The following is a 20,482-nucleotide window of genomic DNA, read 5'->3' as shown; positions in this document are numbered from 1 at the left end:
GATGAACGAACATTCGATTCGAATCATCGGCATCGACCCGGGCCTCAGGCGCACCGGCTGGGGCGTGATCGAGGCGCGGGGCAGCCGGCTGAGCTTCGTCGCGGCCGGCACGGTGACCTCCGAGGCCGACGACGAGCTGTGCGACCGCCTGCACGACCTGCACCGCGGATTGCGGGGCATCTTCGACCGGCACGAGCCGCAGGAGGCGGCGATCGAGGACGTGTTCGTGAACAAGGACGCGCGCGCCACGCTGAAGCTCGGGCAGGCGCGCGGCGTGGCGCTGCTCGTGCCCGCGACCCTGCGGCTGCCGGTCGCCGAGTACGCGCCGAACCTCGTGAAGAAGACGGTCGTCGGCACCGGCCACGCCGAGAAAGCGCAGATCCGCATGATGGTGAAGATCCTGATGCCGCGCGCGACCTTCGACACGGACGACGCCGCCGACGCCCTCGCAATCGCCGTGACGCATGCCCATCACCGCACGGCGAGGCGGCTGAAGGCGGTGGCTGGCCTATGATCTCAAAGCTCAAGGGCATCGTCGATTCCACGGGGCTCGACTGGGCGGTGATCGACGTGGGAGGGGTCGGTTATCACGTCGTCTGCTCGTCGCGCACGCTGCAGGCGCTGCCGAGGATCGGGGAGGCGGCGACGCTCTTCGTCGACACCTTCATCCGGGAAGACCACATAAGGCTCTACGGGTTCGCGAGCGACGCCGAGCGGGAGTGGTTCCGCCTCCTGCAGACGGTGCAGGGGGTGGGCAGCCGTGTCGCGCTGGCCGTGCTCAGCACCCTGTCGGTGGCCGAGCTGCAGAGCGCGATCTCGCTGCAGGACAAGGCGATGGTGTCGCGCGCGCCCGGGGTCGGCGCCAAGGTCGCCGCCCGCATCGTCGCGGAGCTGAAGGACAAGGCGGCCGGTCTTGCTGTCGCCGACCCCGCCCTCGCGAGGCTCTCGGGCGAGCTCGGCGGTGGCGGGAAGCCGAGCGCGGGCAGCGACGCGGTGTCCGCCCTCGTCAACCTCGGCTACGGTCAGAGCCAGGCGGGAACCGCCGTCGCGACGGCGATCGCTGAGGCCGGCGACGACGCCACGACGGAGCGCCTGATCCGCCTCGCGCTCAAGGAGCTCGCGCGATGAGCGACCGGATGATCGACGCCGAGCCGCGACCCGAGGACGAGCTGACGGTCAGCCTGAGGCCGCAGACGCTCGACGAGTTCGTCGGGCAGAAGAAGCCGCGCGAGAACCTCAAGATCTTCATCGAAGCGGCGCGGGCCCGCGGCGAGGCGCTCGACCACGTGCTGTTCGCGGGCCCTCCCGGGCTCGGCAAGACGACGCTCGCGCAGATCATGGCGCGCGAGCTCGGCGTGAACTTCAAGGCGACGTCGGGTCCGGTGATCGCCAAGGCCGGCGATCTCGCCGCGCTCCTCACCAATCTGGAGGAGCGCGACGTCCTGTTCATCGACGAGATCCACCGGCTGAACCCGGCGGTCGAGGAGGTGCTCTATCCCGCGATGGAGGACTTCCAGCTCGACCTCATCATCGGCGAGGGCCCGGCCGCACGTTCCGTGCGGATCGACCTGGCGAAGTTCACGCTCGTCGGCGCGACGACCAGGTCCGGGCTCCTCACGACGCCGTTGCGCGACCGCTTCGGCATCCCCGTCCGCCTCGACTTCTACACCCAGGACGAGCTCGAGCTGATCGTCCGGCGCGGCGCGCGCCTCCTCGGCATGGCGATCAGCGACGACGGCGCGGCCGAGATCGCGCGGCGCTCGCGCGGGACCCCGCGGATCGCCGGGCGGCTTCTCCGGCGCGTGCGCGATTTCGCGGCCGTCGCCGGGGCGGACGGAATCGACCGCACGACCGCGGACCGTGCGCTACTGGCACTCGACGTGGACAGCGTCGGCCTCGACGGGCTCGACCGGCGCTACCTGTCCTGCATCGCCGAGAAGTTCTCCGGCGGCCCCGTCGGCGTCGAGACGATCGCCGCCGCCCTGTCGGAGCCGCGCGACGCGATCGAGGAGATCATCGAGCCCTATCTCATCCAGAAGGGCTTCGTTCAGCGCACGCCGCGCGGCCGGCTGCTGACGCCGCACGCCTACCGCCACATGGGCCTGCCCGTGCCGAACGAGGCGGCCCCGCAGATGGGTCTCTGGGCCGATCCCGATGAGTGAGCGCTGGCCCGATCTGGCGGGTCGCCTGGTCGACGGACGCCATGTCCTTCCGGTGCGCGTGTACTTCGAGGACACGGACTTCTCCGGCGTCGTCTATCACGCGAGCTATGTGCGCTTCATGGAACGGGGGCGATCCGACTTCATGCGCCTTGCCGGCGCCGACCATGCCGAGCTCTTCGCGGGCGAGGAGAGCATCGCCTTCGCGGTCCGGCGCATGTCGATCGAGTTCGAGCGCCCGGCCCGGATCGACGACGTGCTGGAGGTGGTGACGGGCGTGCGCGAGATGCGCGGTGCCTCGATGCTGCTCGCCCAGGAGGTCCGTCGCGGCGATCAGCTTCTCGTGAGCGCCGAGGTGCAGGTCGCGCTCGTCACGGCGACCGGGCGGGCCAGGCGCATCCCCCTCGCGCTGCGGCAGGTGCTGGGTGCCGCTGCCGAAGGCTGACAGCCAGTAACGCGGCTTTAACCACGATCGGCTTTTCATCGTGGCCGACGTCGCCTGGATGAAAAGCCCTTAATTCGACACAATCCCGCGCAGTTTTGCGCGTGATCTCATCCTAACAAGCCGTTGCGAAGCGGGCGCCGCGAGAGCGCGCCCCATCGACCGGCCTCGACACCAAGGGAGCTCCTTCGAGCCTCGCGCATGGACGCCACAACGCTCGCCGCCCCCGCCGCCGAGATCTCGATGCTCGGACTGTTCTGGCACGCCCACATCGTCGTCAAGCTCGTGATGATCGGCCTCCTCGCCGCATCGGTCTGGTGCTGGGCGATCATTCTGGAGAAGGTGTTCGTCTACAGGCGGGCGCGGGCTTCGCTCGACCGGTTCGAAGGCAATTTCTGGTCGGGACAGTCGCTTGAGGAGCTTTACCACAACCTCTCCGGCCGCTCGACGACGGGCATGGCCGCGCTCTTCGTCGCCGCGATGCGCGAGTGGAAGCGCAGCCACGAGGCGGGCGCCCTCTCGCGGGCGGGCGTGCAGTCTCGCATCGAGAAGGTGATGGACGTGACGATCGGGCGCGAGCAGTCCCGGCTCGAGGACCGGCTCCTGTTCCTCGCGACAGTCGGATCGGCCGCACCCTTCATCGGCCTGTTCGGCACGGTGTGGGGCATCATGACGAGCTTCACCGCGATCGCCGCTTCCGAGAGCACGAACCTGGCGGTGGTCGCGCCCGGTATCGCCGAGGCCCTGTTCGCGACGGCGCTCGGCCTTCTGGCCGCCATCCCCGCGGTGATCGCCTACAACAAGCTGTCCAACGACGTGGCGCGGATCGTGGAGCGACTGGAGGGCTTCGCCGACGAGTTCACAGCCATACTTTCGCGTCAATTGGATGAGCGGAGTTAGGCGCAATGGGAGCGGGAGTCGTCAGCTCGGGCAGTGGCGGCGGTCGGCGCCGTGGTCGCAGGCGTCATCGCCCGATGAGCGAGATCAACGTGACGCCGTTCGTCGACGTCATGCTCGTCCTGCTGATCATCTTCATGGTGTCCGCGCCCCTCTTGACCGTCGGTGTCCCGATCGAGTTGCCGCGGACCCAGGCCAATCCCCTCGATTCCGACAAGGAGCCGCTGACCGTGAGCGTGAATGCCGAAGGCCAGGTCTTCCTGCAGGACACGGAGATCCCTCTCGAGGAGCTCGCCGACAGGCTCGCCGCCGTCGCCGCGGAGGGCATGCAGGAGCGCATCTTCGTGCGTGCCGACCGGGGTGTCGGCTACGGAGAGGTGATGCGGGTGATGGGGCGGCTGAACCGCGCCGGCTTCTCGCGCATCGGCCTCGTGACGGATATCGAGCAGTAGGGGTGCCATCACCATGCGCAGTGCCGTCACTGCCTCGGCTCTTGGCCATGCGCTGATCATAGGCTGGGGTCTCGTCTCGCTTCCCTCCACGAGCGCCTTCACCTCGGCGGAGAAGCCCCTGCCGGTCGATCTCGTGTCGATCGACGAGTTCACGCAGATCACCGCCGGCGAGGAGAAGGCCGAGCCGAAGCCGGTGCCCGCTCCGCCGATGGAACGGCCGGAGGTCACGGAGGCCGATCGGCAGACCGAGAAGCCCCAGGCGCCGAAGGCGCAGAGCACGGCCCCCGAGATCGCCGACGTGCCGAAGCCCGAGCCGAAGCCGCGCGAGGTCGCGGCCCTGCCTCCGGCTCCGGAGCCGAAGCCGGAGCCCGTGCGCCAGATCGAGCCTGCGCCGGCTCCGAAGGCACCCGAGCCCGCGCCGGCCGCGGAGGCCGAGCCCGGGCCCGCTCCGGCGGCGGAGGCCGAGCCGGCGCCGCAGCCGACGAACGTGCCGCTTCCGCCGGCGCGCCCGAAGATCACCGAGGCGCCCAAGCCCGTCGAGCCGAAGCCCGAGCCGCCGAAGCCCGTGGAGCAGAAGCCGACGCCGCCCGCCCCGGCGCCGCGGGAGACCGTGCAGAAGCCCGATCCCAAGCCCGCCCCGCAGGAGCCCCCGAGAGAGACGGGCGGCTTCGACGCGGACAGGATCGCGGCGCTCCTCAACAAGGTGCCGCAGTCGGGGGGCGGCGTCAGCGGCTCCGGCACGCAGGATCCCGGGCAGGGCATGCCGAGCGGCACCGACATGACGCTGACGATGTCCGAGATCGACGCGCTGCGCCGGCAGATCTCGCAGTGCTGGAGCCCGCCGATCGGCGTGCTCGACGCCGGGCAGATGAACGTCCGCCTGAACCTGGCCTTCAACCCGGACGGGACGCTGACCCGCGACCCGCAGCTCCTGAACCCGAACGGGCAGCAGATCTTCATGATCGCGGCGGAGGCCGCCAGACGAGCGGTGATCTCCTGCCAGCCGTACCACCTGCCGGCCGAGAAGTACGATCTCTGGCGGGAGGTCAACGTCAACTTCGATCCACGGGACATGCTGGGCGGCTGACGCCGTCCCGATCCCTTCAACCAGGCGATGCCATGAAGTCCTTTCTCACCGCCGCGCTCCTGCTCGCCAGCCTCTTCGTCGCCCCGAGGGCGGAGGCCGTGCTCGAGCTCGACATCACGCAGGGGCGCGTCGAGCCGATGCCGATCGCGATCACCCGCTTCGGCGACGCGTCTGGCAACCCGCAGCTCGGACAGCAGGTCTCGGAGGTCCTGACCAACGACTTGCGGCGCTCGGGGCTCTTTCGGCCCATCGATCAATCAGCCTTCATCGAAGCCGGTCTCGGCGTCGACGCCGTGCCGAACTTCGGCAGCTGGCGGGCGATCAACGCCCAGGCGCTCGTCACCGGTCGCGTCACGCCGCAGCCCGATGGGCGGCTGAAGGCGGAGTTCCGCCTGTGGGACGTCGCCTCCGGCCAGCAGCTCGTCGGACAGCAGTACTTCGCGGCGGGCGACAATCTCCGCCGCATCGGTCACATCATCGCCGACGCGGTCTACGAGCGCCTCACCGGCGAACAGGGCTACTTCGACACCCGGATCGCCTTCGTCGAGGAGTCCGGGCCGAAGGACAACCGGCTGCGCCGCCTCGCGATCATGGATCAGGACGGCGCCAATGTCCGCTACCTCACGGGCTCGCAGAACGAGATCGTGCGCAGCCCGCGCTACTCGCCGACGCGGCAGGAGATCACCTACGTTTCGCAGCCGATCGGGGAAACGCCGCGGGTCTATCTCCTGAACATCGAGACGGGTCAGCGGGAGGTGCTCGGCAACTTTCCCGGCATGAGCTTCGCGCCGCGTTTCTCGCCGGACGGCCAGCGCGTGATCCTGAGCCTCCAGCAGGGCGGCAACGCGAACATCGTGGAGATGGACCTGCGCAGCCGGGCGACCCGGCGCGTGACCGACGGCGCCTCGATCGACACGAGCCCGTCCTACTCGCCGGACGGCGGCCAGGTGGTCTTCGAATCCGACCGGGGCGGCACCCAGCAGCTCTACGTCATGAGCGCCGGCGGCGGCCAGCCGCAGCGCATCAGCTTCGGCGACGGGCGGTACGGTCAGCCGGCCTGGTCGCCGCGCGGCGACCTGATCGCCTTCACGAAGCTCGCTGGCGGCCAGTTCATGATCGGCGTCATGCGGCCCGACGGCTCGGGCGAGCGCATCGTGTCCACGAGCGGCAGCGTCATGGAGAGCCCCACCTGGGCCCCCAATGGCCGCCTTCTGCTGTTCACCCGGGAGACGTCGGGCAGCGGCGGCGGCCCCACCCTGTGGACCGTCGACATCACGGGCTTCAACGAGCAGCGCGTGCCGACGCCGAACTTCGCCGCCGACCCGGCCTGGTCGCCCCCGCTCGAGTGAGCTGGAGCGTCGCGAAGCGAACCGTTAACCCTGTTCGCGAACCCGCGGTTAAGGAAAATAACCTATTCACGGGATCAGTAAGATCCGGTCGTTTCCCAAGGAGTTTACCGGGATGTCTCGTTCAATGCTTCCCCGCGCGCTGCGCATCGTCGCTATCGTGGCGATGGCATCGCTGGCGGCGGCCTGCGCGCAGAAGCAGCAGGGCGTCGACGGTCAGGCCGGCCTCGGCGGCCCCGGCGGTCCCGGCAGCGCCGCACCGGGCAGCGCGCAGGACTTCACCGTCAATGTCGGTGACCGCGTGTTCTTCGAAACCGACTCGACCTCGCTCACGCCGCAGGCGCGCGAGACGCTGAACCGCCAGGGCCAGTGGCTGCGCAGCTACTCGCGATACTCGATCCTCGTCGAGGGCCACGCGGACGAGCGCGGGACGCGCGAGTACAACCTGGCGCTGGGCGCCCGCCGCGCCCAGGTCGTGCGCGACTACCTCGCCTCGCAGGGCGTGGACGCCTCCCGCATCCGCACCGTCTCCTACGGCAAGGAGCGTCCGGTCGCGGTCTGCGACAACATCTCCTGCTGGTCGCAGAACCGGCGTGCGGTGACGGTGCTGAACTGATAAGGAAACGGGCGGCGCCGATGGCGCCGCCCGGCCTCACTTTGGTCGAACTCGACCGCCATGTGACCGGGCATATCCAAGGCAACCGGACACCAACGCGGTTTAGAACCATGCCAATCCCTGCGAAGGCCATGCTTCGCTCGACGCTGGCGGCGGCATTCCTGTGCGGTGCCGCGCTTCCCGCGTCGGCCCAGAGCGCTGCCGATCTCTCCTACCGGCTGTCGACGCTGGAGGAACAGATCCGTCAGCTGAACGGGCAGGTCGAGACCCTGAATCACAGGGTCCGTCAGCTCGAGCAGCAGCTTTCGGCCGGTGGCGGCAGCTCCGCCACCTACAATTCCGGGTCCGACCGCGGCGCCCCGCCGATGGACATGAGCGGGGAGTACGGTGTCGGCGGGAACAACATCGCCGGCCCCGGCGCGCCGCCCGCCATTCTCGGGCAGGTCCCGGCGACCGGTCCGAACCTCGATCTCTCCGGTGCTTTCGAGGGACCCTCGCCGGTCCAGCAGGGCGCTGACGGCAGCGTCTCCATCCAGGAGGGCGGCGGCCGATATGGCGGCGCCGACGCGGGCGGGCAGCAGGCCTTCCTCCCGCCCGGCGGCACGCCTCAGGACGATTACGACACCGCCTACGGCTACATCCTGAGGGGCGAATTCGCGCCGGCTCAGCAGGCATTCGGTGCCTTCCTCCAGCGGCATCCCGACGACGAGCTGGCGGGCAACGCCCAGTACTGGCTCGGCGAGGCCCTGTTCGCGACCGGGCGCTACCGGGAGGCCGCCGACGCCTTCCTCGCGGGATATACCGAGTATCCCAGGAGCGCGAAGGCCCCCGACAGCCTCTACAAGCTCGGCATGTCGCTGAAGGAGCTCGGCCAGGCGGACGCGGCCTGCGCCACCTTCTCGGAGATCTCCCGTACCTTCCCGAATGCCCCGCAGGCCGTCCTCGAGCGGACGCGGAGCGAGATGGAAAGAAGTGGCTGCTGAGGCAGGCATCGCTTCGGGCCTGACGGCCGGGGAGGCCGACGAGCTCTTCGCGCCGCTCCTGCCGGCCACCGGCATCGCGGTCGCCGTCTCGGGGGGCGCCGACAGCGTCGCGCTGATGCACCTCCTGGCCGACTGGCGTCGGCGGGCCGCGTCGCACCTGCCGATGCGGGTCCTGACGGTCGATCACGGGTTGCGCGAGGGGAGCGCGGCCGAGGCGAAGCGGGTCGCGGCATGGGCCGCGGAGCTTGCCCTGGCGCACGAGACGCTGCGCTGGACGGGACCCAAACCCTTCTCGAACCTGCAGGCCGCCGCGCGGACCGCGCGCTACCGGCTTCTCTGCGAGGCCTGCGCACGCCACGGGCTGAGCCATCTCGTGACGGCTCACCATCTGGACGACCAGGCGGAGACACTGCTGCTGCGGCTCGCGCGAGGGTCCGGCGTCGACGGCCTGTCGGCCATGTCCGGTTCGGTCATGCGCGGCGAGATCGTGCACATGCGCCCGCTGCTCGACGTTCCGAAGGACCGTCTGGTCGCGACGCTGCGGGAACACGGGCGGACCTGGATCGAGGACCCGAGCAACGGCTCCGACGCCTTCGCGCGGGCCCGCCTGCGCCGCCTCATGCCTGCGCTCGCGAAGGAGGGGCTCGATGCCCGGCGTCTCGCCGCGACGGCCCGCCGTCTGTCGCGCGCGCGAGCGGCGCTCGAAGCCTCGGCACGGCATCTCGAACGGGACGTGTGCGCGATAGACAATGCCGGCTTCGCGACGGTCGATCTGCGGGAGCTGGTGCGGGCCGAGGAGGAGATCGGGCTGCGCGTCCTCGCGCGCGTCCTGATGGCTGTCGGTGGCGGGACGCTTCCGCCACGGCTCGATCGGCTCGAACGGCTGTGGGCCGAGCTCGGCAGCGCCTCCTTCTCGGGCGCCACCCTCGCAGGCTGCGCGCTCAGACCATCGACGGACGGGCTCCTGGTCCATCGCGAGTGGGGCAGGGAGGGCCTGCCGAGGATGGCCGTGCCGGCAAACACGGTCGCGATGTGGGACAACCGCTTCCGCATCGCCAACGGGTCGGGTGAGGATCTCGAGATCGCACCGCTGGGGCGGCAGTTGCCGCCGGACGCGTCGGGAGAGAACTTGCCGCCGGGCGTGCTGGCGGCGCTGCCGGCCGCATGCCTCGGCGGGCGACCCGTTGCCGCACCCATTCCTCGCTGGAACGGTGTCGAACCGTACGGCGAGCTGGTAGAGCTGCGCTTCGTCGAACTGGATCTGCGGAGGCGGGTTTCCGTGTGGTGAGCAGGTTCGCATTTACGGCGAACCCTAGCTCTTCTTGGCAAGGTGAAAGCCTCCACCTATCTTAGGTCCCAATGGGGATCACGGAGCTCGGCGCCGGCGGCAGGCTCGCGCCCACCGGCACCGGGACGAGAAGGACGCGCATGAACGCCAATTTCAGAAACTTCGCGCTGTGGGTCATCATCGGCCTGCTGCTGATCGCCCTGTTCAATCTCTTCCAGAGTCCCGGTCAGCGTGGCGCTCCGAACGAGATGAGCTACACGCAGCTCCTCAATCAGGTGGAGAACGGCCAGATCAGGTCCGTCACCATCAGCGGTTCGCAGGTGACGGGCACGACGAACGACAACAGGGTGTTCCAGAGCTACATCCCGGACGACCCGAACTTCGTCTCGCGGCTCGAGAATGCGGGCGTCGCGATCACCGCGAAGCCCGAGGCCGAGGATGTGCCCTCGCTGCTCGGGGTGCTCGTCTCCTGGTTCCCGATGCTCCTGCTGATCGCCGTCTGGATCTTCTTCATGCGCCAGATGCAGGGTGCCGGCGGCAAGGCCATGGGCTTCGGCAAGTCCAAGGCGAAGCTCTTGACCGAGCAGCACGGCCGCGTGGTGTTCGACGACGTCGCCGGCGTCGACGAGGCGAAGGAGGATCTCGAGGAGATCGTCGAGTTCCTGCGCGACCCCCAGAAGTTCCAGCGGCTCGGCGGCCGCATTCCCCGCGGCGTGCTCCTCGTCGGCCCTCCCGGGACCGGCAAGACCTTGATCGCGCGCGCCGTGGCCGGCGAAGCGAACGTGCCCTTCTTCACGATCTCGGGCTCCGATTTCGTCGAGATGTTCGTCGGCGTCGGCGCGAGCCGCGTCCGCGACATGTTCGAGCAGGCGAAGAAGAACGCCCCGTGCATCATCTTCATCGACGAGATCGACGCGGTCGGCCGCCATCGTGGTGCCGGCCTCGGCGGCGGCAATGACGAGCGCGAGCAAACGCTGAACCAGCTCCTCGTCGAGATGGACGGCTTCGAGGCGAACGAGGGCGTCATCATCATCGCCGCGACGAACCGCCCGGACGTGCTAGACCCCGCGCTTCTCAGGCCCGGGCGCTTCGACCGGCAGATCGTCGTGCCGAACCCCGACGTCACGGGCCGCGAGAAGATCCTCAAGGTGCACGCGCGCAAGGTGCCCGTGGCGCCCGACGTCGAGCTGCGCACGGTGGCGCGGGGTACGCCCGGCTTCTCCGGCGCCGACCTCGCGAACCTCGTCAACGAGGCAGCCCTGCTCGCCGCGCGGCGCGGCAAGCGGCTCGTCACGATGGCGGAGTTCGAGGACGCGAAGGACAAGGTGATGATGGGTGCCGAGCGTCGCACGCTCGCGCTCACCGAGGAAGAGAAGAAGCTGACCGCCTACCACGAGGCGGGCCATGCCCTCGTCGCCCTGCACCAGCCGGCGTCCGACCCGATTCACAAGGCGACGATCATCCCGCGCGGTCGCGCGCTCGGCATGGTCATGCGGCTGCCCGAGCGCGATCAGGTGTCCCTGACGCGGGCGAAGTGCCACGCCGACCTCGCGGTGGCGATGGGCGGGCGCGTCGCCGAGGAACTGATCTTCGGGCACGACAAGGTGACCTCGGGCGCCTCCGCGGACATCCGCATGGCGACGAAGCTCTCCAAGGCCATGGCGACCCAGTTCGGCATGTCCGACAAGCTCGGGCCGCTGATGTACGGCGAGAACGAGGAGGAAGTGTTCCTCGGCCACTCCGTGGCGCGTCAGCAGCACGTCTCCGACGAGACGCAGAAGCTCGTCGACGAGGAGATCAAGTCCTTCGTCAACCAGGGCTACAACACGGCGCGGCAGATCCTCACGGATAACCTCGACGAGCTGCACATCATCGCCAACGGCCTGCTCGAGTACGAGACGCTCTCGGGCGACGAGATCCGCGACCTCCTGAATGGCAAGCCGCCCGTTCGCGACACGAGCGTCCACGAGCCGTCGAAGCCGCGGGCCTCGGCGGTGCCCACGACCGGCCGGCCGAAGGACCGTCCGAGCGACGGAACCGATCCGGGCCTCGAGCCGCAGACGCCGTGATGCGCCCGATGTGACACGGGCCTGTGCAGAAACAGAAAGGGCCGCCTCCCGCAGGCGGCCCTTTTCCTTGAAGGCGGCGTGCGCTCGGAGAATTGCGGGAGGAGTGCAAGGCACGGCGCCGGACGACGGCTACCCGCCGCCGCAGCACTTGCCCGGAAGGCTTCGTTGGCACCCGAAGTCCCGCTTTCGTAAGATGCGCACATCTTTGTTGAAGAAACCGGATCTAGTATCCCGCGGCTGATCCGCACTACACCGTAGCCGCACCAAAAGGAGACATCGGGCGATGGCGAAGGGTTACTTCGGGACGGACGGCATACGGGGGCAGGCGAACCGGCACCCGATGACGCCCGAGATCGCGATGAAGGCCGGCATGGCGGCCGGTATAGCGTTGCGTCGCGGCAGCCATCGCCACCGGGTCGTCATCGGCAAGGACACGCGCCTGTCCGGCTACATGCTCGAATCCGCCATGGTTGCGGGCTTCACCTCGGTCGGCATGGACGTGTTCCAGCTCGGGCCGATGCCGACGCCGGCGGTCGCCATGCTGACCCGGTCGCTGCGCGCCGATCTCGGCGTGATGATCTCCGCGTCGCACAATCCCTTCGAGGACAACGGCATCAAGCTCTTCGACGCGGACGGCTACAAGCTGTCGAACGAGACCGAGGCCCAGATCGAGCAGCTCATCGAGGCGGACCTGACGGAGTTCCTCGCCGAATCCCCGGCGCTCGGTCGGGCCAAGCGCATCGAGGGCGTGCATGCCCGGTACATCGAGTTCGCCAAGCGCACCCTGCCTCGCGAGATGAAGCTCGAGGGCCTCCGCATCGTGATCGATTGCGCCAACGGCGCCGCCTACAAGGTGGCGCCGGACGCGCTCTGGGAACTGGGCGCGGAGGTCGTCCCCCTGGGGGTCGAGCCGAACGGCCTCAACATCAACAAGGAATGCGGCTCGACGTCGACCGATGCGCTCTGCAACAAGGTGCGCGAGGTGAGGGCGGATATCGGCATCGCCCTCGACGGCGATGCGGACCGGGTCATCGTGGTCGACGAGAAGGGCGAGATCGTCGATGGCGATCAGCTCATGGCCGTGGTGGCCCAGTCGTGGCACGAGGATGGAAGGCTCGCGGCCCCCGGCATCGTGGCGACCGTCATGTCGAATCTCGGTCTGGAACGCTTTCTCGACAGCCTCGGCCTCGGCCTCGTCCGGACCGCGGTCGGCGATCGGCACGTTCTCGAGACGATGCGGGATCGGGGCTACAATCTCGGCGGCGAACAGTCCGGGCACATCATCCTGTCGGACTATGCGACGACCGGCGACGGGCTGGTCGCGGCGCTGCAGCTCCTCGCCGTCGTGGCCCGCTCGGGCAGGCCTGTCAGCGAGGCCTGCCACCGCTTCGAGCCTCTGCCGCAGATCCTGAGGAACGTCCGCTTTCGCGAGGGCAGGCCGCTCGAATCCTCCCTCGTGCAGCGGGCGATCGAGGGGGGGCGCGAGCGGCTGGGACAAAGCGGTCGCCTCGTGATCCGCCCCTCCGGGACCGAGCCGGTCATCCGCGTCATGGCGGAGGGCGAGGATACGCGCCTCGTCAACTCCGTCGTCGGCGACATCATCGAGGCGCTCGAGCGCGAGACGGCCTGATGTCAGCCGGTGGCGCTCTCTAAGGCGGTGAAGAAGCGGTCGACGTCCTCCTCATCATTGTAGAGATGGGGCGTCACCCGCACCGAATCGCCGCGAACGCTCACGAAGACGCCGGCCGCCCGCAGCCTGTCGAGCAGGTCCGCCGGAACGCCCCCCGGCCGCCGCAGGCCCAGGAAATGCGGCGCGCGGCCGGCCGCGGGAGGGGAGCGGAAGCCGAGTGCCTCCGCGCGCTCGGCGATCTCGCGCGTACGGACGGCGAGCGCGGCGGCGATCCGCGGCACCTCCCAGTCGAGGATCTGGCGGAGGGACGCGATGCGACCGGCATCAGGTGGAAACTCGAGCGCTCGCCCATGTCGAACCGGCGGGCACCGGGCTGATAGTCGGGGCTGTAGTCGGCGAGGCTCGCGAAATCCTCCGACCGCGTCCGGGCGATCCAGTTCTCCTCGAGCGGCTCCCCCTCCTGCCTGTGCGGCGCGACGTAGAGGAACCCGAGAGCATAGGGACCCAGCATCCACTTGTAGCAGACGGCCACGACGTAGTCGGGCTTGAGCCTCAGCACATCGATCGGCATCGCACCGATCGACTGGGCGAGGTCGAGGACGAGGGCGGCGCCCACCCGGTGGGTCGCGTCGGCCACTGCCTGGAGGTCCACCACCGAGCCGTCCGACCAATGGCAGTTGGGCAGGGCCACGACTGCCGTCGTATCGTCGATGGCATCGAGGATGGCGGTCGCCCAGTCGCCGTCCTCCCTACGCTCGACGGTGAGGAGACGCGCACCGCAGGCTGCCGCCTTGCGCTGCCAGGTGAGGACGTTCGACGGGAACTGGTCCTTCAGGACGACGATCGTCTGGCCCTTGCCGACCCCGATGTTCCTCGCGGCCGTGGCTATGCCGTAGGAGGTGGAGGGAACGACCGCGATGTCGCCGTCCTCGGCACCGATCAGGCGGGCGAACAGCGAGCGCGCTTCCTCCGTCTCCGAGAAGAAATCGGAAGGCGCGATCGACCACGGCTCCGACTTGCGCCGGATCCCTTTCTCGCCCGCCTCCCGCGAGGCGCGCGGCAGCGGCGACATGTAGGCGCAGTTCAGCCAGGCGATCTCGCGCGGCAGGTCGAAGAGGTGGCGCTGGACTGGCAGCGGGGCGGGAAAGGTCAGTTGCAGCGAAGTCACACCAGTGGATCCATCGTGTCTAGATTGGTCGGAAAGGTTAAAGCTCTTGCTTAACAGGATTGGTTAAGAAACGCGGTTAAAGGCTGCTTAACCAATCCCGCCGAATATCCAACTCCATCGAAGGGGCCCGAAGCTGCGCTGCGGAAAGCAGGACGGGCCGCAGCCACGGGGAAGGACTAAGGCGATGAGGAACCTCAGGAACACGCTTCTGGTGAGTGTGGTGGCGATCGCCGCCGCGACGGGTGCGCACGCAGCCGATCTCTACGAGCCGCCGATCATCGAGCCACTGCCGATCGAGCCGACCTTCGCCTCGGCCTGGTATCTGCGCGGCTATGTCGGCATCTCGAACCAGAAGGTCGACAAGATCGACAACGCCCTCTACGCGACCGCGACCTCCTATACGGTCGAGGAGAAGGACTTCGACGAATCCTACTTCGTCGGCGGCGGCGTCGGCTACAAGATGAACGACTGGTTCCGCTTCGACGTGACGGGCGAGTATCGCGGCAAGTCCGACTTCGTCGGGCGCGACAGCTGGACCTTCACGGACGTCGACGGCACGATCAGCGGCACCAACCGCTTCGACGGCAACAAGACCGAGTGGCTGTTCCTCGCGAACGCCTATGTCGACCTCGGCACCTGGCACAGCATCACGCCCTATGTCGGCGCCGGTATCGGTGGCGCGCGGATCTCGATGAACGATTTCACCGACACCGATGAGGCGGGCAACGTCTACCGGACCGACGGCGACTATTCCACCTGGAACTTCGCCTGGGCGCTGCATGCGGGCGTCGCCTACGACGTCAGCCCGAACCTCGCCTTCGAGGTCGGCTACCGCTACGTCGACATGGGCGACGCGCGGTCCGGCGACATCCTCGCGCTCGACGGGACGAACACGGTCTACAACCCCCTCGAGTTCAAGGACGTCACCTCGCACGACGTCTTCTTCGGCATCCGCTACCTGATGTGACCCGGACGCGCCCGATGCCGCCTGCCGGCTCGCTCGTGAACCTATGGAACTCGCCATGATCAAGACGATGAAACTGGCGCTCGCCGCAGCCGTGGCGATGGGCGCGACGGCAGGCGCAGCGGGCGCGGCCGACCTCTGGGTGCCGCCGATGAAGGGCTCGGTCGTCGAGCCCGTGCCGGTGGAGTTCGGCTCCAACTGGTACCTGCGCGGCGATGTCGGGTATCGCGCGCATATGGAGGACTGGAAACTGCAGGTCGGCTCGACGGCCATCGACCTCGACGACGACTCCGAGGACATGTGGACGGTCGGGGCGGGTGCCGGGTACCAGTTCAACCCGTGGCTCCGAGCCGACGTGACGGTGGACTTTGCGCCGGAACAAGAGCTGAGAGGGCGGATCCCGTTCGCACGGGAGTTCGTGCTAAAGGGCGACACAAACATCTGGACGGTGCTCGCCAACGCATATGTCGACCTTGGGACATGGAACCGAATCACGCCCTACGTTGGCGCTGGCGTCGGCGCCTCACGGGTCGGCGTGAGCGATCCGGGGATCGAGCACACCCCCACCGGTGTCCAGGCCACCCTGCAGGGCTCTGACCACGCCTGGGGCCTGACTTGGGCCTTGATGGCAGGCGCCAGCGTGTCCCTGACGCCGAACTTGCTCGCCGACGTCGGCTATCGCTATCTCAACATCGAGGAAGTCAACTTCGATCAGGACTTCGAGCTCGAGATCAAGGATCTGGCGGCGCATGAGGTGCGGGTCGGCGTGCGCTACATGATGCAGTGAGCCCCCGCGCTCCTGCCAGTCCGTCCGAGAAAGGGGCGGCGGGCCGAAAGGTCCGCCGCCCCTTCTCCTTTGGTCGCATCGCACACCCTCGAGATGCGCGTTGACAGTCGTCGGGAGTGGGAGTAGCCCCATGCGTGGGACACGCCTCCCCAACGAGGCGCGACTATCTGAGAGGGTAGCCTTCATGATTACGACCAAACCGGCCACGCGGCCGGGCAATCCGCGTTTCTCCTCCGGCCCCTGCGCCAAGCGACCCGGCTGGTCGCTCGAGGCGCTCCAGGACGCAGTCCTCGGCCGCTCCCATCGCTCCAAGATCGGCAAGACCCGCCTGCAGCAGGCCATCGACCTGACGCGCGAGGTGCTTCGGGTTCCGGCCGACCACCGCATCGGCATCGTGCCGGCCTCCGACACCGGCGCCGTCGAAATGGCCCTGTGGTCGCTCCTCGGAGCGCGCGGCGTCGACGTGCTCGCCTGGGAGAGCTTCGGCTCGGGCTGGGTCACCGATATCGTCAAGCAGCTGAAGCTTTCCGACGTGCGCAAGATCGAGGCGCCCTACGGCGAGTTGCCCGGTCTCTCGCAGGTCGACACGGACCGCGACGTCGTCTTCACCTGGAACGGCACGACCTCGGGCGTGCGCGTGCCGGACGGCGAGTGGATCAAGGCCGACCGCCAAGGCCTGACGATCTGCGACGCGACGTCCGCCGCCTTCGCGCAAGACCTGCCGTGGGACAAGCTCGACGTCGTCACCTTCTCCTGGCAGAAGGTGATGGGCGGCGAGGCCGCGCACGGCATGCTGATCCTGTCGCCCCGCGCGGTCGAGCGCCTCGAGAGCTACACGCCGGCCTGGCCGCTGCCGAAGATCTTCCGCATGACGAAGGGCGGCAAGCTGATCGAGGGCATCTTCAAGGGCGAGACGATCAACACGCCCTCGATGCTCTGTGTCGAGGACTATGTCGATGCGCTTCAGTGGGGCAAGGGCATCGGCGGGCTCGACGCCCTCGTCGGCCGCGCCGACGCCAACACGGCCGCGATCGCGGCCTGGGTGGAACGCACGGCCTGGGTCGACTTCCTCGCCGTCGAACCGAAGACCCGCTCCAACACCTCCGTGTGTTTGAAGATCGCCGACGCGGACGTCGCGGCGAAGGGCGAGGAGGCCGAGACGAAGGTCGCCAAGCGCATCGTGTCGCTCCTCGAGGAGGAGGGCGTGGCGCTCGACATCGGCCACTACCGCGACGCGCCGGCGGGCCTCAGGATCTGGTGCGGCTCGACGATCGAGACGGCCGACGTCGAGGCGCTGACGCCGTGGCTCGACTGGGCCTTCGCCGCCGCCAAGGCAGAGCTCACGAAGGCGGCCTGACGGCGGCCGGACAGCCGGGGCCGGATCGCGGCCCCGGAATCCTCCCACTCCCGAAACACCGCGCGAAGGACCGCCCTTTGGGCGCCCGCACACGTTCATGAGGTTGAAGCCATGGCTCCCCGTGTTTTGATTTCCGACAAGCTGTCGGACGCCGCCGTCCAGATCTTCAGGGATCGCGGCATCGAGGTCGATTTCGAGCCCGAGCTCGGGCCCGACAAGGAGAAGCTCGCCGAGCGCATCGGCGACTATGACGGTCTCGCGATCCGCTCCGCGACGAAGGTGACGGAGAAGATCATCGCCCGCGCCGACCGGCTGAAGGTGATCGGTCGCGCCGGCATCGGCGTCGACAATGTCGACATCCCGGAGGCGACGAAGAAGGGCATCATCGTGATGAACACGCCCTTCGGGAACTCGATCACCACCGCCGAGCACGCGATCGCGCTCATGTTCGCGCTCGCCCGCCAGATCCCGCAGGCCGATGCCTCGACCCAGGCCGGCAAGTGGGAGAAGAACCGCTTCGTCGGCACCGAGATCACCGGCAAGACCCTCGGCGTCGTCGGCTGCGGCAATATCGGCTCGATCGCGGCGAGCCGCGCGATCGGCCTCAGGATGAAGGTCATCGCCTTCGACCCGTTCCTCTCCGACGAGCGTGCGCTCGAGCTCGGCGTGGAGAAGGTCGATCTCGACGCGCTTCTCGCCCGCGCCGACTTCATCACGCTGCACACGCCGCTGACCGACAAGACCCGCAACATACTGAGCCGCGAGGCGCTGGCGAAGACGAAGAAGGGCGTGCGCATCATCAACTGCGCGCGCGGCGGCCTCGTCGACGAGACGGCGCTGCGCGAGGCGCTGGATTCGGGCCATGTCGGGGGCGCGGCCTTCGACGTGTTCGTCGAGGAGCCGGCGAAGGAGAACGTGCTCTTCGGGCACCCGAACGTCGTCTGCACGCCCCATCTCGGCGCCTCGACGAAGGAGGCGCAGGAGAACGTCGCCCTGCAGGTCGCCGAGCAGATGGCGGACTACCTGCTGAACGGCGCGGTGACGAACGCCCTCAACATGCCCTCGATCACGGCCGAGGAGGCGCCGCGCCTGACGCCCTTCGTGAAGCTCGCCGAGCAGCTCGGCTCCTTCGCCGGACAACTGACGGAGACCTCGATCAGGGGCCTCAGGATTGAGTACGAGGGCGACGTCGCGGAGATGAACGTGAAGCCGCTCACCTCCGCGGCGGTGACTGGTCTCCTGCGGCCCATGCTGCAGGACGTGAACATGATCTCGGCTCCCGTCATGGCGCGCGAGCGCGGGATCCATGTCGAGGAGGTCCGCCGCGAGCAGCAGGGCGCCTACGAGAACTACATCCGCCTGACCGTCATCACCGAGCGGCAGGAGCGTTCCGTCGCCGGCACCGTGTTCTCCGATGGGCGGCCGCGCATCATCCAGGTGAAGGGCATCAACATGGAGGCCGAGCTCGGCCCCCACATGCTCTACGTCACGAACGAGGACAAGCCGGGCTTCATCGGGCGGCTCGGCACCCTGCTCGGGCAGACGGACGTCAACATCGCGACCTTCGCGCTCGGGCGTCTGGAGCGGGGCGGCGACGCGATCGCGCTGATCGAGGTCGACACCGAGCTCTCCGAGGGCATGTTGAAGGAGATCGAGGCCCTGCCGAACGTGCGCCAGGTGAAGGCCCTGGAGTTCTAAGAGCGGGCGAAGCGCACTATGTCTATGGGGGCGGCGGCCGAGCGGTCGCCGCCCCGTCTCTTTCTGGCCCACTCGAACCTGTCAGCGAGCCGACTTCGTGAACGACACTCCGATCCATCCCGACACCGCCGCCCAGCTCGAGAACCCGGCCTACCGCCTCGCCTCGCTCGATCCGGATTTCCTCCTGTCCAAGGAGATGCGCGGCGCGCGCTTCATGCTGGAATATGCGAAGGCCGAGCTCGCTCTCGAGCGCTTCCGCATCCGCTCCACGATCATCGTCTACGGCTCGGCGCGGGCGATCGAGGGCGATGCGTCCCTCATGGGGCGGTTCTACGAGGAGGCGCGCCGTTTCGGCCGGATCGCCTCGGAGCGCGGCGGGGCGCTGCATGCGCCCGATGGCGAGCGCCACAACGTGATCGCGACCGGTGGCGGCCCGGGCGTGATGGAGGCGGCCAATCGTGGCGCCCGGGATGCCGGTGCCATCACGATCGGCTTCAACATCACCCTGCCGCACGAGCAGATGCCGAACCCTTACACGACGCCGGACCTCACCTTCCGCTTCCACTATTTCGCGATGCGCAAGATGCACCTCGCGATGCGGGCGAACGCCCTCGTCGTCTTCCCCGGCGGCTTCGGCACGCTGGACGAACTGTTCGAGATCCTGACACTCGTGCAGACCGGCAAGGCGCCGGGCGCGCCCATCGTTCTCTTCGACCGCGCCTACTGGAAGTCCCTGATCAATTTCGATCTTCTCGTCGAGTACGGCACGATCAGCGCCTCCGACCTCGATCTCTTCGCCTATGCCGACACGGCGGAGGAGGCCTGGGAGGCCCTGACCGCGCGGGGGCTGCAGGCGCGGGAGATCACAGGCGTGGCGACATGAGGCGTTGATCCCCTGAACCGGGGCGCAACCTCCTGCGTAAGCCGTCGATGCGACAGCCGACGGAGGAGCCCATGCCTGTGCCGATACGCGTCTTCGGTGTGCTTCTTGCGGCGCTTTCTCTCGCCGCGACGTCGGCTGCCGCCGACGAGGGGCTTTGGCAGAGGCTGCGCGAGGGCGGCGTGGGCGTCCTCATGCGTCATGCGACGGCGCCCGGCACGGGCGACCCCGCGTCGTTCACGCTCGGCGACTGCTCGACCCAGCGCAACCTGAACGAGGCAGGCCGGGCCGAGGCCCGGGCCACGGGAGACGCCTTCCGCCGCAACGGAGTCACGGACATCGCGGTGCTGTCGAGCCGCTGGTGCCGGTCGAGCGAGACGGCCGAGCTCATGGATCTCCGGCCGGTGGAGCCGCACCCGCCGCTCGATTCGTTCTTCGCGGGCCGCGGCGACCAAGCCGCGCAGACGGCGGCGATGCGCCAGCGGATCGCGGGGCTGTCGGAGGGAGAGACCGAGATCTACGTCACGCACCAGGTGAACATCACCGCGCTGACCGACATCTTCCCGCGCTCGGGAGAGCTCATCGTCGTCGCGTCCGACGGGCGGGGTGGTATCGAGGTGCTCGGCCGGATGGGCCCGTTCCGGCGCTGAAGGCTCGCG

General features: G+C 68.6%; 20 protein-coding genes. 19 read left to right on the top strand and 1 reads right to left on the bottom strand.

All coding sequences use genetic code 11. The annotated features are described in order from the left end of the window. The first annotated feature begins 1 nt into the window (after position 1). From ruvC to glmM, 13 genes are all read left to right on the top strand, one after another. Positions 2–514, top strand: coding sequence for a crossover junction endodeoxyribonuclease RuvC (ruvC, locus tag N177_RS05115; RefSeq protein WP_023431185.1), 513 nt, complete (start codon positions 2–4; stop codon positions 512–514). Next, the gene (gene ruvA / locus N177_RS05110) at positions 511–1,128 is read left to right on the top strand and encodes a Holliday junction branch migration protein RuvA (protein ID WP_023431184.1); all 618 of its coding nucleotides are present in this window, start codon (positions 511–513) and stop codon (positions 1,126–1,128) included. Before ruvC ends, ruvA begins: the two co-directional genes overlap by 4 nt. Next, the gene (gene ruvB / locus N177_RS05105) at positions 1,125–2,162 is read left to right on the top strand and encodes a Holliday junction branch migration DNA helicase RuvB (protein WP_023431183.1); all 1,038 of its coding nucleotides are present in this window, start codon (positions 1,125–1,127) and stop codon (positions 2,160–2,162) included. Before ruvA ends, ruvB begins: the two co-directional genes overlap by 4 nt. Further along, positions 2,155–2,604 carry a tol-pal system-associated acyl-CoA thioesterase gene (gene ybgC, locus N177_RS05100; RefSeq protein WP_023431182.1) on the top strand — a complete coding sequence of 150 codons (450 nt, stop codon included), beginning with the start codon at positions 2,155–2,157 and terminating at the stop codon, positions 2,602–2,604. The genes ruvB and ybgC overlap by 8 nt, the downstream gene beginning before the upstream one ends. A 198-nt stretch (positions 2,605–2,802) precedes the next feature. Then, positions 2,803–3,501 (top strand): protein TolQ, encoded by a 699-nt coding sequence (tolQ, locus tag N177_RS05095; RefSeq protein WP_023431181.1) that lies wholly within the window; start codon positions 2,803–2,805, stop codon positions 3,499–3,501. Positions 3,502–3,506: 5 nt separating this feature from the next. Continuing rightward, the gene (tolR, locus tag N177_RS05090) at positions 3,507–3,950 is read left to right on the top strand and encodes a protein TolR (RefSeq protein ID WP_040485187.1); all 444 of its coding nucleotides are present in this window, start codon (positions 3,507–3,509) and stop codon (positions 3,948–3,950) included. Between the two features lie 13 nt (positions 3,951–3,963). Beyond that, positions 3,964–5,037 carry a hypothetical protein gene (locus tag N177_RS05085; protein WP_023431179.1) on the top strand — a complete coding sequence of 358 codons (1,074 nt, stop codon included), beginning with the start codon at positions 3,964–3,966 and terminating at the stop codon, positions 5,035–5,037. Positions 5,038–5,069: 32 nt separating this feature from the next. Beyond that, on the top strand, positions 5,070–6,386 hold the full coding sequence (gene tolB, locus N177_RS05080; RefSeq protein WP_023431178.1) for a Tol-Pal system beta propeller repeat protein TolB: 1,317 nt from the start codon (positions 5,070–5,072) through the stop codon (positions 6,384–6,386). A gap of 112 nt (positions 6,387–6,498) precedes the next feature. Further along, positions 6,499–6,999, top strand: coding sequence for a peptidoglycan-associated lipoprotein Pal (gene pal / locus N177_RS05075; protein WP_023431177.1), 501 nt, complete (start codon positions 6,499–6,501; stop codon positions 6,997–6,999). Between the two features lie 131 nt (positions 7,000–7,130). Further along, positions 7,131–7,982, top strand: a complete 852-nt coding sequence (gene ybgF / locus N177_RS05070) for a tol-pal system protein YbgF (protein ID WP_023431176.1) — start codon at positions 7,131–7,133, stop codon at positions 7,980–7,982. Then, entirely contained in the window at positions 7,972–9,270 is a 1,299-nt protein-coding gene (gene tilS / locus N177_RS05065; protein WP_023431175.1) for a tRNA lysidine(34) synthetase TilS, read from the top strand. The genes ybgF and tilS overlap by 11 nt, the downstream gene beginning before the upstream one ends. Positions 9,271–9,410: 140 nt before the next feature. Continuing rightward, the gene (gene ftsH, locus N177_RS05060; RefSeq protein ID WP_040485209.1) at positions 9,411–11,339 is read left to right on the top strand and encodes an ATP-dependent zinc metalloprotease FtsH; all 1,929 of its coding nucleotides are present in this window, start codon (positions 9,411–9,413) and stop codon (positions 11,337–11,339) included. 283 nt (positions 11,340–11,622) lie between these two features. Then, complete coding sequence (glmM, locus tag N177_RS05055) at positions 11,623–12,969, top strand: phosphoglucosamine mutase (protein ID WP_023431172.1); 1,347 nt, start codon at positions 11,623–11,625, stop codon at positions 12,967–12,969. A gap of 100 nt (positions 12,970–13,069) precedes the next feature. On the opposite strand, the gene N177_RS05050 is transcribed toward glmM, so the two are convergent. Further along, positions 13,070–14,137 carry an aminotransferase class V-fold PLP-dependent enzyme gene (locus N177_RS05050; protein WP_023431171.1) on the bottom strand — a complete coding sequence of 356 codons (1,068 nt, stop codon included), beginning with the start codon at positions 14,135–14,137 and terminating at the stop codon, positions 13,070–13,072. A 184-nt stretch (positions 14,138–14,321) separates the two neighbouring features. Here N177_RS05050 and N177_RS05045 point away from each other — a divergent pair, with 184 nt between their 5' ends. The 6 genes from N177_RS05045 to N177_RS05020 all read left to right on the top strand — a co-directional run bounded on the left by N177_RS05045 (position 14,322) and on the right by N177_RS05020 (position 20,473). Next, positions 14,322–15,104 (top strand): outer membrane protein, encoded by a 783-nt coding sequence (locus N177_RS05045; RefSeq protein WP_023431170.1) that lies wholly within the window; start codon positions 14,322–14,324, stop codon positions 15,102–15,104. A gap of 55 nt (positions 15,105–15,159) precedes the next feature. Next, positions 15,160–15,888, top strand: a complete 729-nt coding sequence (locus tag N177_RS05040) for an outer membrane protein (RefSeq protein ID WP_051402248.1) — start codon at positions 15,160–15,162, stop codon at positions 15,886–15,888. A gap of 184 nt (positions 15,889–16,072) precedes the next feature. After that, positions 16,073–17,245, top strand: a complete 1,173-nt coding sequence (locus N177_RS05035; RefSeq protein ID WP_023431168.1) for a phosphoserine transaminase — start codon at positions 16,073–16,075, stop codon at positions 17,243–17,245. A gap of 111 nt (positions 17,246–17,356) precedes the next feature. Beyond that, entirely contained in the window at positions 17,357–18,943 is a 1,587-nt protein-coding gene (serA, locus tag N177_RS05030; RefSeq protein ID WP_023431167.1) for a phosphoglycerate dehydrogenase, read from the top strand. A 97-nt stretch (positions 18,944–19,040) separates the two neighbouring features. After that, positions 19,041–19,826 carry an LOG family protein gene (locus N177_RS05025; RefSeq protein ID WP_023431166.1) on the top strand — a complete coding sequence of 262 codons (786 nt, stop codon included), beginning with the start codon at positions 19,041–19,043 and terminating at the stop codon, positions 19,824–19,826. A gap of 71 nt (positions 19,827–19,897) precedes the next feature. Further along, entirely contained in the window at positions 19,898–20,473 is a 576-nt protein-coding gene (locus N177_RS05020; protein ID WP_040485186.1) for a histidine phosphatase family protein, read from the top strand. The last annotated feature ends 9 nt before the right edge of the window (positions 20,474–20,482 follow it).

Origin of the sequence: Lutibaculum baratangense AMV1, from assembly GCF_000496075.1 — a bacterium.
Taxonomy (GTDB): Bacteria; Pseudomonadota; Alphaproteobacteria; order Rhizobiales; family Tepidamorphaceae; genus Lutibaculum; species Lutibaculum baratangense.
Note: the sequence above shows the minus strand (reverse complement) of the source record. Positions and strands in the feature narration are given on the sequence as shown.

Excerpts from the sequence above, each read along its gene's own strand:
- serA (WP_023431167.1), top strand. The coding sequence starts at position 17,357 with ATGGCTCCCCGTGTTTTGATTTCCGACAAGCTGTCGGACGCCGCCGTC.
- ruvC (WP_023431185.1), top strand. The coding sequence starts at position 2 with ATGAACGAACATTCGATTCGAATCATCGGCATCGACCCGGGCCTCAGG.
- pal (WP_023431177.1), top strand. The coding sequence starts at position 6,499 with ATGTCTCGTTCAATGCTTCCCCGCGCGCTGCGCATCGTCGCTATCGTG.
- N177_RS05045 (WP_023431170.1), top strand. The coding sequence starts at position 14,322 with ATGAGGAACCTCAGGAACACGCTTCTGGTGAGTGTGGTGGCGATCGCC.
- ybgF (WP_023431176.1), top strand. The coding sequence starts at position 7,131 with ATGCTTCGCTCGACGCTGGCGGCGGCATTCCTGTGCGGTGCCGCGCTT.
- ybgC (WP_023431182.1), top strand. The coding sequence starts at position 2,155 with ATGAGTGAGCGCTGGCCCGATCTGGCGGGTCGCCTGGTCGACGGACGC.
- glmM (WP_023431172.1), top strand. The coding sequence starts at position 11,623 with ATGGCGAAGGGTTACTTCGGGACGGACGGCATACGGGGGCAGGCGAAC.
- ftsH (WP_040485209.1), top strand. The coding sequence starts at position 9,411 with ATGAACGCCAATTTCAGAAACTTCGCGCTGTGGGTCATCATCGGCCTG.
- tolB (WP_023431178.1), top strand. The coding sequence starts at position 5,070 with ATGAAGTCCTTTCTCACCGCCGCGCTCCTGCTCGCCAGCCTCTTCGTC.
- tolQ (WP_023431181.1), top strand. The coding sequence starts at position 2,803 with ATGGACGCCACAACGCTCGCCGCCCCCGCCGCCGAGATCTCGATGCTC.
- tolR (WP_040485187.1), top strand. The coding sequence starts at position 3,507 with ATGGGAGCGGGAGTCGTCAGCTCGGGCAGTGGCGGCGGTCGGCGCCGT.
- N177_RS05085 (WP_023431179.1), top strand. The coding sequence starts at position 3,964 with ATGCGCAGTGCCGTCACTGCCTCGGCTCTTGGCCATGCGCTGATCATA.
- N177_RS05035 (WP_023431168.1), top strand. The coding sequence starts at position 16,073 with ATGATTACGACCAAACCGGCCACGCGGCCGGGCAATCCGCGTTTCTCC.
- ruvB (WP_023431183.1), top strand. The coding sequence starts at position 1,125 with ATGAGCGACCGGATGATCGACGCCGAGCCGCGACCCGAGGACGAGCTG.
- N177_RS05020 (WP_040485186.1), top strand. The coding sequence starts at position 19,898 with ATGCCTGTGCCGATACGCGTCTTCGGTGTGCTTCTTGCGGCGCTTTCT.
- N177_RS05040 (WP_051402248.1), top strand. The coding sequence starts at position 15,160 with ATGATCAAGACGATGAAACTGGCGCTCGCCGCAGCCGTGGCGATGGGC.
- ruvA (WP_023431184.1), top strand. The coding sequence starts at position 511 with ATGATCTCAAAGCTCAAGGGCATCGTCGATTCCACGGGGCTCGACTGG.